This is a genomic window from Tenacibaculum sp. Mcav3-52 (genome assembly GCF_022347665.1).
In the GTDB taxonomy this organism is placed as follows: domain Bacteria; phylum Bacteroidota; class Bacteroidia; order Flavobacteriales; family Flavobacteriaceae; genus Polaribacter; species Polaribacter mesophilus.
The window spans coordinates 184617-197276 of sequence record NZ_JAKRGE010000003.1 but is presented as its reverse complement, the minus strand read 5'-3'; the positions used below and the strand labels follow the sequence as shown (position 1 = coordinate 197276).

The following is a 12660-nucleotide window of genomic DNA, read 5'->3' as shown; positions in this document are numbered from 1 at the left end:
ATTTATGCATCACCAAAATCATTTACATGCATATATCTTCAAAAGTTACACGTCTTTTTGATTTCCCATATCACCAACTAGAAAACTACCCACAACAACATTGCTTAGTTTCTAAAGAGAATAATGAATGGAAAAGTATTTCTACTAAAAAATATATTGAAGATGCTAACATCATAAGTAAAGCTTTATTGAATCTTGGAGTGAAACCAGGAGATAAAATTGCTGTAATTACTTCTGTAAATCAACCAAAATGGCATTTGTTAGATATTGGAGTTATGCAAATTGGTGCAGTAAATGTTCCTTTATACCCTACTTTTTCAGAAAAAGATTATGCATATATCTTAAACCATTCCGATAGTGTGTATTGTTTTGTTTCTGATGATGAACTCTATCAAAAAGTAATCAAAATTCAAGAACAAACACAGCTCAAAAAAGTATTCACTTTTGAAGAATTAGATGTAGATTATGGGTGGAGTTCTTTCTTAAGTCTTGGTAACGAAACAGCTCTTCAAACAAAAGTAAACGAATTAAAAGAGTCTATAAATCCATCTGATTTAGCTACTATTATCTATACTTCAGGCACTACTGGAACTCCAAAAGGGGTTATGCTCTCACATAATAACATTGTTAGCAACGTTTTTGCTGTTGGAAAAAGACTTAATCTACAAGACAATCAAAAAAAAGTGATAAGTTACCTTCCCATTTGTCATATTTTTGAGCGTGCAGCCTCTTATTACTGTCAATATATGGGCTTTGAAATTCATTTTGCTGAGAGTATTGATAAAGTTGGAGATAATTTACGGGAAATTCAACCTCATTTTATGGCTGTAGTACCTCGTTTATTAGAAAAAGTTTTTGATAAAATTGTAGATAAAGGCAGTAACTTATCTGGTCTAAAAAAGCGATTGTTCTTTTGGGCATTACAATTAGGTGAACAATATCAACCCTATAAAGCAAACGGTTGGTGGTACGAATTCAAGCTTTCTATAGCACGAAAACTTATTTTTTCTAAATGGAAAGAAGCTTTAGGAGGAGATTTAGAATTTATGCTAGCAGGTAGCGCTCCAACCCAAGCTAGGCTTGTAAGAATCTTTACTGCGGCAGGCATTCCTGTTTTTGAAGGCTACGGACTTACCGAAACCTCTCCTGCAATTTCTGTTACCGATATGCGAAACAACGGGTTTAAAATAGGAACTGTTGGGAAGGTAATTGAAAATGTAACTGTAAAAATAGCTGAGGATGGGGAAATCTTAGTGAAGGGACCTAATGTAATGATCGGCTACTATAAAGATATAGAAAAAACTAACGAATCTATTATAAATGGTTATTTCCATACAGGAGACATTGGAGAACTAGACAATGACGGATTTTTAAAAATTACGGATCGAAAAAAAGAAATCTTCAAAACTTCAGGTGGTAAATACATCGCTCCTGCTATCTTAGAAAGTGAGTTGAAGAAGTCACGTTTTATAGAGCAAGTTATGGTAATTGGTGAAGGTGAAAAAATGCCGGCTGCATTAATTCAAATTGCTACTGAATTTGTTCAAGAATGGTCAAAAAGACACCACCATACAATTGCAGATATTACTACAGATGAGAAACTACTCAAACGAATTCAAAAAGAGATTGATATTTGCAATGAAAAATTTGGGAAGTGGGAACAAATAAAACGCTTTGAAATTACTCCTGATGAATGGTCTATCAATTCGGGTCATTTAACTCCGACATTAAAAATGAGACGAAAAATAATCTTAGAAAAATACAATAGTTTGTGTCAAAAAATATATAATCCTCAATAAATCAACCAGTAAACTACAACTTGTGCAATCGGGGTATTTTTCATACTTTGCAGAGCCCAAAAATTTGAACATATGTCGATTGAAATTACACGTCTTTTTGATTTTCCTTATTATCAACAAGAAAACTATAATTTAGATAACACATTTACCACAAAATACAACGGTAAATGGCAATCTATTTCAACCAATGAATATATTAAACAAGCCAATGCTATAAGTAGAGGTTTGTTACGATTAGGAGTACAACCTAATGATAAAATTGCTGTAATTTCAACAAATAATAGAACTGAATGGAATGTTTGTGATATTGGAATATTACAAACAGGAGCTCAAAACGTTCCTATCTATCCAACTATCTCTAAAGAAGACTACGAATATATTTTAAATCACTCAGAAGCTACTTATTGCTTCGTTTCTGATGAAACTATTCTAGAAAAACTAAACCAAATAAAAGCAAATACTCAACTTAAAGAAATATTTACTTTTGACGATATAACTGACGAAAAAAGCTGGAAAGAGGTTTTAAAATTAGGAGAAGACGAAAGTAATCAAAATGAAGTTGAAGAACGTAAAAATGTTATTACAACTAACGATTTAGCAACCCTAATTTATACTTCTGGTACTACTGGACGCCCTAAAGGCGTTATGCTTAGTCATAAGAACATTGTATCAAATGTTTTAAGTAGTGAGAAAAGAGTACCATTAGTATATGGACAAGGTCGTGCATTGAGTTTCTTACCTGTGTGCCATATTTTTGAACGTATGCTTCTATACCTATATCAATACTGTGGTATCTCTATTTATTTTGCTGAAGCTATTGATAAATTGAGTGAAAATGCTCAAGAGGTTAAACCGCATGTAATGACCGCGGTTCCTAGATTGTATGAAAAAATTTATGATAAAATTTATGCCAAAGGAGCCGACTTAACAGGAATTAAAAAGAAATTGTTCTTTTGGGCTATTGAGTTAGGTTTACAATACGAACCTTATGGAGCTAACGGATGGTGGTATGAAAAGAAACTAAATATTGCTAGAAAACTTATTTTCTCTAAATGGCAAGCTGCTTTAGGTGGAGAATTAAAAATAATGGTTTCGGGTTCTGCCGCGTTACAACCACGTTTAACTAGAGTATTTACAGCTGCTGGAATGCCGGTAATGGAAGGTTATGGTCTTACCGAAACTTCACCTGTAATTGCTGTAAACGATATGCGTAATGGAGGTTTTAAATTAGGAACTGTAGGTCGATTAATTGATGGTGTTGAGGTTAAAATAGCCGATAATGGAGAAATTTTAGTAAAAGGACCAAATGTAATGCAAGGATATTATAAAGATCCTGAAAAAACTGCTGAAGCTTTACAAAACGGATACTTCCATACAGGTGATAAAGGTGAATTATGTGAAGATGGTTTCTTAAAAATAACTGGACGTACCAAAGAAATGTTTAAAACCTCAGGTGGTAAATACATTATTCCACCATTACTAGAAGGTCAATTAAAACAATCTCGCTTTATTGAGCAAGTAATGGTTATTGGTGAAGGTGAAAAAATGGCTGCTGCATTTATTCAACCAAATTTTGAATTTGTTCGTGAATGGGCAATTAGGCACAATATAACTGTTGGAGATAATAAAGACTTGGTAAATAACCCTAAAGTAATAGAGCGTATTCAAGAAGAAGTAGACTATGCCAATACTAAATTTGGTAAGTGGGAAACTATTAAAAAGTTTGAATTAACTGAAGAAGAATGGTCTATTGATGGAGGACAACTCACCCCTACCATGAAAATGAAACGAAACATTATCAAAGAAATGTATAAAGACTTATACGATAAAATTTATAGAGACTAATCGTTTAAAAAAGTGTTGTGAGAGCAACACTTTTTCTTTTTATTATGACTAAAATTATTTCCTTTTCTTCGGATGTTTCTACTATTGAGTTACCTAAAAAGTTCGATTATCCTTATAATTATTCACCTCATACTCTAGCACAAATAGCTGCTAAAGAATTACAAGAATATTTAACAAATCAAACTGATTTTTCGCACAACTTTGGAATTAAAAATCCTGAGGATACCAACTCGCTTGGAAAAATGTTTGGAGTCTTAGTTGTGCAAGATCAAAATGGAACCTTAGGCTATTTAGCTGCATTCTCTGGTAAACTTGCTGAAAGCACACAACACAAACATTTTGTTCCGCCTGTTTTTGATGTTTTAGATAAAAATGAATTCTACCTTACAACAGAAGAACAACTTAATGAGTTAACCCATAAAATAGAAAATCTAGAAAGCTCCTCTAGTTTTATTGAAGCAAAAAAAGCATATCAAAAAACACAACAACTGCACAAAAAACTTCTAACTGAAGAACAATCAAGAATCAAACAACGGAGAAAGCTTAGAAAAAAACTAGGGCAACAAAACAATCAGTTAAATATAAATGAAGAGTTTTACTTGCGTGAATATGAAGTGTATTTAAACGATAAAATAGCAGCATTAAAAAAAGCGTATCAAGAAAAGCAACATCAAGCTCAGGAGTTAAAACAACAGCGCACAAACCTTTCAGCTTGGGCGCAACAAGAAATATTTAAAAAATATGCTTTTCTTAACTATCGAGGAGAAACTAAAAACTTATTAGATGTTTTTACAGACTCCACCCAAAACATTCCTGCTGGTGCTGGTGATTGTTGCGCTCCTAAATTACTTCAATATGCATACAATCACCAATTAAAACCTATTTGTATGGCTGAATTTTGGTGGGGAAAACCTTTAAAAACTTCCATAAGAAAACATCAATATTTTTATCCTGCGTGCACTGGTAAATGCAAGCCTATTCTAACGCATATGTTACGAGGAATGACTGTAGAAGAAAATCCGTTAGTTGCTCTATTAAAGGAAGAAAAAGAAATTACAATTATTTATGAAGATTCAGATTTGTTAGTCATCAACAAACCACATGAATTATTATCGGTAGCTGGAAAAGAAATAAAAGACTCTGTGTTCAGTCGTATTCAAAAGCTATATCCAAGTGCTACAGGTCCATTAGTTGTGCATCGTTTAGACATGTCAACCTCAGGAATATTATTAATAGCAAAAAATGAAGAAACTTATAAAGCTTTACAAGCACAGTTCATTAATAAAACTGTGCAAAAACGCTATATAGCTTTATTAGATGGTGTTTTAAAAGACATTAAAGGAAAAATCGATTTACCACTTAGAGTAGACTTAAACGACCGCCCTAAACAGCTTGTGTGTTACCAACACGGAAAAGAAGCATTGACTACTTGGGAAAAAGTTGAAGTTCTAAACAACAAAACAAAAGTATACTTTTATCCTATAACTGGACGCACACATCAATTACGTGTGCATGCTGCACATAATTTGGGACTAAACACTCCTATTGTAGGTGATGATTTATACGGAAACAAAGCAGATAGATTGTATTTACATGCCGAAAAAATCACATTTGTACACCCTACTTCAAAAAAACAAGTCAGTTTTACCTCTCCAGTTCCTTTTTAGTTATTCTACGTATTTTGTCTTTTTTAGTGTGCTTAAAATGATAAATGAGGCCAAAAAGAAAATAGCTAAACACAACACACTCCATTGCATAGAACCTGTAATCCAATTTAGTGTTCCATATACAGCAGTTCCTAAAACAATGGCTATTTTTTCAGTAACATCATAAAAACTAAAATACGTAGCATGATCTTCTGTTTCTGGCAATAATTTTGAATATGTAGAACGTGTTAAGGTTTGAATAGCCCCTTGTACCAACCCCAGTAAACCACCTAGTCCGTAAAAGTAAATAGCTACATTTTCTTGAGATTTATCTAACATAAAAGCACAGAAACAAACTAACATCCACACTACAATAGTTACTTTCAAAGCAGTAATATTTCCCCATTTTTCTGAAAACCTTGAAAATAAAATCGCTCCTAAAATTGCTACTATTTGTACTAATAAAATGGTAATTATTAAACTTGTAGACGACAAACCTAATTCTGAAGAACCAAAAATAGCAGCCATTAAAATAATAGTTTGTACACTAATACTTAACAAAAAGAAAGAAATTAAAAAACGTTTTAACGTTGGATAGTTTAATACTTCTTTTATCACTATTTGTAACTCTTTGTATCCTTTCCATATATAATCTTTTTCAGGCTTTTTATTATACACATTACCAGGTAATCGTTTAAAGGTTATTTGAGCAAAGCCTAACCACCATAAACCTACCATGACAAAAGAAATTCTAGATGCCATTCCTGCACTAATTCCTAGAGTTTCTGGGAACATAATCATCGCCAAATTGATGAGTAATAAAATTACAGAACCTACATAACCATATACAAAACCTTTGGCACTGGCTCTATCTTGTTGTTCAGGATGGGCTACTTCGGGTAAATAAGCATTATAAAACACCAAACTTGCCCAAAAGCCAATACTTGCTAAAACAGTAAATAAAATACCTATCCATACAGTATCAATTCCATCAAAAAAGTACAAACTCATTACCGATAATGCTCCTAGGGTACAGAAAAACTTCATAAACTTTTTCTTACTTCCTGTATAATCTGCAATACCCGATAATATTGGAGAAATAAAAGCCACTACTAAAAACGAAAAAGACAATGCATAACTATATAAACTATCTGGATGCTCCCAGTCCATTCCTAAAAAGCTTACAATTTTACTTTCCGTTACTCCGCTATAATACAACGGAAAAACAGCTGTGCTAATTACCAATGAATATACTGAGTTGGCCCAATCGTAAAATGCCCATCCGTTAATTAGCTTCTTATCTCCTATTTTATACATATAAATTCTAATAAAAAAAACCGCTCATATAACATGAACGGTTTGCAATATACTATAATTTATCAATCTTATTTACTCGTAGGCACGTTGTATTTTGCTGCTAACTTTTTAGCTTCTGGTAAAAAGTTTCTTAAAGTCTGAATACGAGTTTGATTAGATGGGTGTGTACTCATAAACTCTGGAGGAGCTCCTCCACCTGAGCGTTCACTCATTCGTACCCATACTTCAGCAGCTTCTTCTCCTTCATATCCTGCCATAATCATAAAAACTAACCCTAACTTATCTGCTTCGGTTTCATGTTCTCTACTAAATGGTAACATTACTCCTACTTGAGTTCCTAAACCATACGCCATATTCCACATTTCAGCATTTTTGCTATTTTGAGTACCTAAGGCTAGAGCAACTCCTCCTAATTGTTGTAATTGACCTGTAGACATACGTTCTTGTCCGTGTTTTGCAAATGCATGAGCAACCTCGTGCCCCATCACAGCAGCAACCCCATCTTCATTAGCACAAATTGGCATAATTCCTGTATAAAACACCACTTTTCCACCAGGTAAACACCAAGCGTTAACTGTTTTATCTTCTACTAAATTAAATTCCCATTCATAAGCATTTGCTTCTGTAGTCATTCCATTAGCTCTCATAAAACGATCTACTGCTGCTGAAATATTTTTCCCTACTCGTTTTATTTGATTTGTTTGTTTTGTATTTGTAGATAATTTATTCTCTTCTAAAAACCCTTTGTATTGCGCAAAACTTGCAGGTAAGATTTGAGCATCGTTTACAAAATTTAATCTTTTTCTTCCCGTAATTGGCACAGTGCTACACGCTACTAAAAAAGCAGCTAAAAATGTTAGGGCTATAATTTTTTTCATTGTTTAATAGTTTAAAATTCTATGTTCTTGGTTGTATCTTTTATGACACGAAATTAACTTATTTGTCACAAACTTGATAATATATTATGTCTTTAAAGCTACAAATTCTATCTTTATCTTAAAAACTAATTCATGAATTTTACGCATTCAAAAACTGCTTTACCTAGTATTAAAATTCCTAAACCTGTCATACTTTTAGCTAAGGTTTTGCAGTTTATATCTACTAATAAAGCAGCTAAATTTGGTACACGGCTTTTTACAACTCCTGTTAACTTTCCTATTCCTAAGAGAGAAAAAATAATGTTAGAGAGTGCTCAAAAGAAAACAATAAATGTACCATCCATTTCAAGAGATATTCAAGTACTATCATATGGTTATTCAACTAAAAAAGTATTATGGGTACATGGTTGGGCAGGAAGAAGTACTCAATTATATATGATTGCTGACAAACTATTGGAAAAAGGCTACATGGTTATTTCTTTTGACGGACCTGCGCATGGAAAGTCTACAGGAAAAACTACCGAAATGCCAGAGTTCTTAGAAACCATTACTGAACTCAACAAACAATTTGGACCTTTTGATGCTGCTATAGGGCACTCTTTTGGTGGAGTATGCTTGTATAACGCTCTTTCAGAAAATTTTGCTGTAAACAAACTAGTTACTGTTGGTGCAGCTGATAAAATATCGGATGTTATTTTAAACTTTACTAAAAACTTACAAGTAAAACCAGTTATAGCTCGTAAAATGAAACGCTTGTTTGATAAAAAATGGCAACGAGATATTGATATACACTCTTCTAGCGTAAAAGCTAAAAATGTAAAAATACCTACTTTAGTTGTTCATGATTCATTTGATGGCGATGTTGATGTAAGTTGTGCAATAGCAATACGTCAAAACTTACAGAATGGAAAACTTTTAATTACGGAAGGCTTAGGACACACCAAAATTCTTCGTAATCCGAAAGTTGCTTCCAAAATTGTTGATTTTATAAGTAAAGAACCATGAGAAAATTAGTTGTTTTATTCCTTTTAGCAATAACAGTTAGTACTACTGTAAATGCCCAAAACAAGAAAAAGTACGCGGTAGACAAAACCAACAGTGAATGGAAAAAGTTATTAACTCCAAAACAGTATTATGTACTTAGAGAAGCGGGTACAGAACGACCTAACTCAAGTCCTTTAAACTTTAACAAAAAAGAAGGAACTTATGTATGTGCAGCCTGTAAAACCCCATTATATAAATCTGAAAACAAATACGATTCAGGTAGTGGATGGCCTTCTTTTGATAGAGCCATTAAAGGAAATGTAGAGCTTGATACAGATTATAAACTAGGATATGCTCGAACAGAATTAAAATGTAATACTTGTGGCGGACATTTAGGACACTCTTTTAATGATGGACCTAAAAAAACTACTGGTAAACGTCACTGCATTAATGGAGTTGCTTTAGAGTTCATTCCTAATAAATAAAATTGTAAATTAAGGCTGGTTTTAACCAGTCTTTTTTATTAGCACCATCAAAGAATTTAATACCAGAGGCTTGCCTCAAAAATCAAGAACTTTTTTCCCGTAAATGCCTCGTGAGCTTGCCCCGAGGTAGTTTACTAAAAAATTATACCATGCAAAACTCTTATTTAGAAAGTGTAAAAAAACAAATAACCTACTATAAAAGTTTAGGCGATAAAACTTTTAATCAACTTACCCAAGAAGCGCTATTTTACCAATACAATCAAGAAAGCAACTCTATTGCGGTAATTGCAAAGCATATTGCGGGTAATATGTTATCTCGTTGGACTAACTTTTTTACTGAAGATGGAGAAAAATCGTGGAGAAATAGAGATGATGAGTTTATAAATACTTTTACAACCAAAGAAGAAATGATTGCCTATTGGGAAAAAGGTTGGGATTGTTTTTTAAACACTATTAACTCTTTAGAAGAAACTGATTTAGAAAAAATCATCTACATAAGAAACCAAGGGCATACAGTAACCGAAGCAATAAACCGTCAAATTTGCCATTATCCGTATCACATTGGGCAAATTGTATTTTTAGGCAAAATGCTACAAAACGAAAAATGGGTATCGCTATCCATTCCTAAAAATGCCTCTAAAAACTTCAATCAAGAAAAATTCAGTCAAGAGAAAAGTCGCAAACATTTTACGGATGATTTATAGTATTTACTCCTCTTGTTACCAATACAAAAACTAAAAAAAGTGACTACTACTCTTACTAATTATTAAAAATCGGACACTTTTATACAATAATGCAGAAAAAATCTACTAACAAATTGCTAAAAACTAACAACTAATAACTAAATTTGTGCCTCTAAAAAATGAAGCCGATACATGTTTAATAATTTAAGCGAAAAGTTAGATAAGGCGTTACATACGCTGAAAGGACACGGAAAAATTACCGAAGTTAACGTTGCAGAAACTTTAAAAGAAGTTCGTAGAGCTTTATTAGATGCCGATGTTAACTTTAAAATAGCTAAGAATTTTACCAAAACAGTAAAAGAAAAAGCCTTAGGTCAAGACGTATTAACAACGTTAAACCCTGGGCAACTAATGGTAAAATTAGTTAAGGATGAATTAACCGAATTAATGGGTGGTGATACCGTTGGTATTAACTTAGGTGGTTCACCTACTGTAATTTTAATGTCTGGTTTACAAGGTTCGGGTAAAACAACCTTTTCAGGTAAGCTAGCTAACTATCTTAAAACTAAGAAAACTAAACAAGTTTTATTAGTAGGATGTGACGTATATCGTCCTGCCGCAATTAACCAGTTACGTGTTGTTGGAGAGCAGATAGGTGTTGAAGTATACGCTGAGGAAGGAAATCAAAATCCTGTAGAAATTTCTCAAAATGCTATTAAGCATGCAAAAGCAAACGGTAAAAACGTGGTGATTATTGATACCGCGGGTCGTTTAGCTGTTGATGAAGAAATGATGACAGAAATTTCTAACATTCACAAAGCTGTAAGCCCACAAGAAACTTTATTTGTGGTAGACTCTATGACAGGGCAAGATGCTGTAAATACTGCCAAAGCCTTTAATGATGTATTAAATTTTGACGGAGTTGTTTTAACTAAGTTAGATGGTGATACTCGTGGTGGAGCTGCTTTATCTATTAAATCGGTAGTAGACAAGCCTATTAAATTTATAGGTACGGGTGAAAAAATGGATGCAATTGATGTATTCCACCCTAGTCGTATGGCTGATCGTATTTTAGGAATGGGAGACGTTGTTTCGTTAGTAGAGCGTGCCCAAGAACAATACGATGAAGAAGAAGCTAGAAAATTACAAAAGAAGATTGCTAAAAATCAGTTTGGTTTTGATGATTTCTTAAATCAAATCAATCAAATCAAAAAGATGGGTAGCATGAAAGATTTAGTAGGTATGATTCCTGGTGCTGGTAAGGCTTTAAAAGATGTTGATATTGACGACGATGCTTTTAAAGGAATTGAAGCTATTATACACTCTATGACTCCTGAAGAAAGAAGTACGCCTTCTGTTATAAATGCGAGTCGTAAAAAACGAATTGCCAAAGGTTCCGGAACTTCGGTACAAGAAGTTAACCAGTTGATGAAGCAATTCGACCAAATGAGCAAAATGATGAAGATGATGCAAGGTGGTGGCGGAAGAAAAATGATGCAAATGATGAAAGGCATGAGATAATATAAAAAAAAGAGAAGTTTTGTCGACTTCTCTTTTTTCTTTTTTGATTAACAACAACACACTGAATAACACACAACAACACACACAAATGATTTTACTAGACGGTAAAAAGACATCAGCAGACATTAAAGAAGAAATTGCTTTAGAAGTAGCAGCATTAAAAGCAAACGATAAAAAAACACCGCATTTAGCAGCGATTATCGTAGGTAATGACGGAGCAAGTTTAACCTATGTAAATGCAAAAGTAAAGGCATGCGAACGTGTAGGTTTTGAATCTACTTTACTTCGTCTTCCTGAAGATACTACTGAAGAAGAACTATTAAACGAAATTGCTATTTTAAATATAGATAATGATATTGATGGTTTTATAGTACAACTACCCCTACCCGATCATATTGACGAACAAAAGGTATTAATGGCTATAAACCCTGATAAAGATGTAGACGGTTTCCACCCTATGAATGTTGGTAAGTTAGCTCTAAACTTACCTACGTATATTTCTGCAACTCCTTTCGGAATTTTAGAATTGTTAGACCGTTATAATATTGAAACCTCGGGTAAAGATGTAGTAGTTATTGGTCGTAGTCATATTGTAGGAAGCCCAATGAGTATTTTACTATCTCAAAAAAGAAAAGTAGGAAATGCAACGGTTACTTTAACACATAGTAGAACAAAAAACTTAAAAGAGGTTACTAAAAGAGCAGATATTATTATAGCTGCTATTGGTATTCCTGAGTTTTTAAAAGGTGACATGGTAAAAGACGATGTAGTAATTATTGATGTAGGAATTACTCGTGTTGCTGATCCTTCTAAGAAAAGAGGATTTAGATTAGTAGGTGATGTTGCTTTCAACGAAGTAGCAGAAAAAGCATCGCACATTACACCCGTACCGGGTGGTGTAGGTCCTATGACGATTGCAATGCTATTAAAAAACACTTTATTAGCTTGCGAACGTAGACAAGAAAAAGCTTAATAAAACAACTTTATATATAATTGAAAAGACTGCCTGAGGGCGGTCTTTTTTGTTATATAAACTCGTGTTAAACAACAAAAACAGTAATAATTGTAATAATAACAATTTATTCCATACTAATTATTAAAACTAAATTATTTTAAACATGGATTATTATTACATATTACTATTAGTTATAGCAGCTTTTTTATCTATTAAAGGAGAAAAGAAAACAAACAGAAAAAAACTTTTTATTTGGATTTATATAGTTTTAATAGGTGTTGCACTTATGTATAACTTTGGAGAATCTATTGGACAAATGATTTACAAAATAACAAGTACTTAATACATATTAAAACTCCTAAATTTGATAGTATAAATGTTTGTTAGATATGTTATTTATTTACATAATGGAAGTGATTTTTAGGTTATTTACTATAAATTGTTGTATACTAAGAACTATCAATTAGTTTTGCACGAAGCTTATACGAACACAAACGCGGTAGTGTACTTATGTAACTACTAGTAATAACCAAATTACCTCTTATTT

11 protein-coding genes are annotated in these 12660 nt (G+C 32.9%); 9 read left to right on the top strand and 2 right to left on the bottom strand.

Features of this window, described 5'->3' with window-relative positions; genetic code table 11:
• Window positions 1-26: 26 nt before the first annotated feature.
• The 3 genes from MHM83_RS10035 to MHM83_RS10025 all read left to right on the top strand — a co-directional run bounded on the left by MHM83_RS10035 (window position 27) and on the right by MHM83_RS10025 (window position 5311).
• Window positions 27-1799, top strand: a complete 1773-nt coding sequence (locus MHM83_RS10035) for an AMP-dependent synthetase/ligase (protein ID WP_239179575.1) — start codon at window positions 27-29, stop codon at window positions 1797-1799.
• A 72-nt stretch (window positions 1800-1871) separates the two neighbouring features.
• Window positions 1872-3644 carry an AMP-dependent synthetase/ligase gene (locus MHM83_RS10030; protein ID WP_047787841.1) on the top strand — a complete coding sequence of 591 codons (1773 nt, stop codon included), beginning with the start codon at window positions 1872-1874 and terminating at the stop codon, window positions 3642-3644.
• A gap of 44 nt (window positions 3645-3688) precedes the next feature.
• On the top strand, window positions 3689-5311 hold the full coding sequence (locus MHM83_RS10025) for an RluA family pseudouridine synthase (RefSeq protein ID WP_239179573.1): 1623 nt from the start codon (window positions 3689-3691) through the stop codon (window positions 5309-5311).
• Here the strand turns inward: MHM83_RS10025 and MHM83_RS10020 are convergent, their stop codons facing one another.
• Window positions 5312-6607 carry an MFS transporter gene (locus tag MHM83_RS10020; protein ID WP_239179570.1) on the bottom strand — a complete coding sequence of 432 codons (1296 nt, stop codon included), beginning with the start codon at window positions 6605-6607 and terminating at the stop codon, window positions 5312-5314. It lies immediately after the preceding gene.
• A gap of 68 nt (window positions 6608-6675) precedes the next feature.
• Window positions 6676-7485, bottom strand: a complete 810-nt coding sequence (locus MHM83_RS10015; RefSeq protein ID WP_239179568.1) for a M48 family metallopeptidase — start codon at window positions 7483-7485, stop codon at window positions 6676-6678.
• A 132-nt stretch (window positions 7486-7617) separates the two neighbouring features.
• Here MHM83_RS10015 and MHM83_RS10010 point away from each other — a divergent pair, with 132 nt between their 5' ends.
• From MHM83_RS10010 to MHM83_RS09985, 6 genes are all read left to right on the top strand, one after another.
• On the top strand, window positions 7618-8490 hold the full coding sequence (locus MHM83_RS10010; RefSeq protein WP_239179566.1) for an alpha/beta hydrolase: 873 nt from the start codon (window positions 7618-7620) through the stop codon (window positions 8488-8490).
• Entirely contained in the window at window positions 8487-8954 is a 468-nt protein-coding gene (gene msrB / locus MHM83_RS10005) for a peptide-methionine (R)-S-oxide reductase MsrB (RefSeq protein ID WP_159616686.1), read from the top strand. The genes MHM83_RS10010 and msrB overlap by 4 nt, the downstream gene beginning before the upstream one ends.
• A gap of 149 nt (window positions 8955-9103) precedes the next feature.
• Window positions 9104-9658 (top strand): DUF1572 family protein, encoded by a 555-nt coding sequence (locus MHM83_RS10000; RefSeq protein WP_159616684.1) that lies wholly within the window; start codon window positions 9104-9106, stop codon window positions 9656-9658.
• A gap of 171 nt (window positions 9659-9829) precedes the next feature.
• Window positions 9830-11158, top strand: coding sequence for a signal recognition particle protein (ffh, locus tag MHM83_RS09995; protein ID WP_073182820.1), 1329 nt, complete (start codon window positions 9830-9832; stop codon window positions 11156-11158).
• Between the two features lie 88 nt (window positions 11159-11246).
• The gene (gene folD / locus MHM83_RS09990) at window positions 11247-12131 is read left to right on the top strand and encodes a bifunctional methylenetetrahydrofolate dehydrogenase/methenyltetrahydrofolate cyclohydrolase FolD (RefSeq protein ID WP_239179565.1); all 885 of its coding nucleotides are present in this window, start codon (window positions 11247-11249) and stop codon (window positions 12129-12131) included.
• A 145-nt stretch (window positions 12132-12276) separates the two neighbouring features.
• Window positions 12277-12456: a hypothetical protein gene (locus MHM83_RS09985; RefSeq protein ID WP_047787850.1), complete on the top strand. Its 180-nt coding sequence runs from the start codon at window positions 12277-12279 to the stop codon at window positions 12454-12456.
• The last annotated feature ends 204 nt before the right edge of the window (window positions 12457-12660 follow it).

What these genes read in the sequence shown, in the direction of transcription:
- MHM83_RS10010 (WP_239179566.1), top strand. Translation starts at nt 7,618, where the DNA reads ATGAATTTTACGCATTCAAAAACTGCTTTACCTAGTATTAAAATTCCT.
- MHM83_RS10020 (WP_239179570.1), bottom strand. Translation starts at nt 6,607, where the DNA reads ATGTATAAAATAGGAGATAAGAAGCTAATTAACGGATGGGCATTTTAC.
- msrB (WP_159616686.1), top strand. Translation starts at nt 8,487, where the DNA reads ATGAGAAAATTAGTTGTTTTATTCCTTTTAGCAATAACAGTTAGTACT.
- MHM83_RS10030 (WP_047787841.1), top strand. Translation starts at nt 1,872, where the DNA reads ATGTCGATTGAAATTACACGTCTTTTTGATTTTCCTTATTATCAACAA.
- folD (WP_239179565.1), top strand. Translation starts at nt 11,247, where the DNA reads ATGATTTTACTAGACGGTAAAAAGACATCAGCAGACATTAAAGAAGAA.
- MHM83_RS09985 (WP_047787850.1), top strand. Translation starts at nt 12,277, where the DNA reads ATGGATTATTATTACATATTACTATTAGTTATAGCAGCTTTTTTATCT.
- MHM83_RS10025 (WP_239179573.1), top strand. Translation starts at nt 3,689, where the DNA reads ATGACTAAAATTATTTCCTTTTCTTCGGATGTTTCTACTATTGAGTTA.
- ffh (WP_073182820.1), top strand. Translation starts at nt 9,830, where the DNA reads ATGTTTAATAATTTAAGCGAAAAGTTAGATAAGGCGTTACATACGCTG.
- MHM83_RS10015 (WP_239179568.1), bottom strand. Translation starts at nt 7,485, where the DNA reads ATGAAAAAAATTATAGCCCTAACATTTTTAGCTGCTTTTTTAGTAGCG.
- MHM83_RS10000 (WP_159616684.1), top strand. Translation starts at nt 9,104, where the DNA reads ATGCAAAACTCTTATTTAGAAAGTGTAAAAAAACAAATAACCTACTAT.
- MHM83_RS10035 (WP_239179575.1), top strand. Translation starts at nt 27, where the DNA reads ATGCATATATCTTCAAAAGTTACACGTCTTTTTGATTTCCCATATCAC.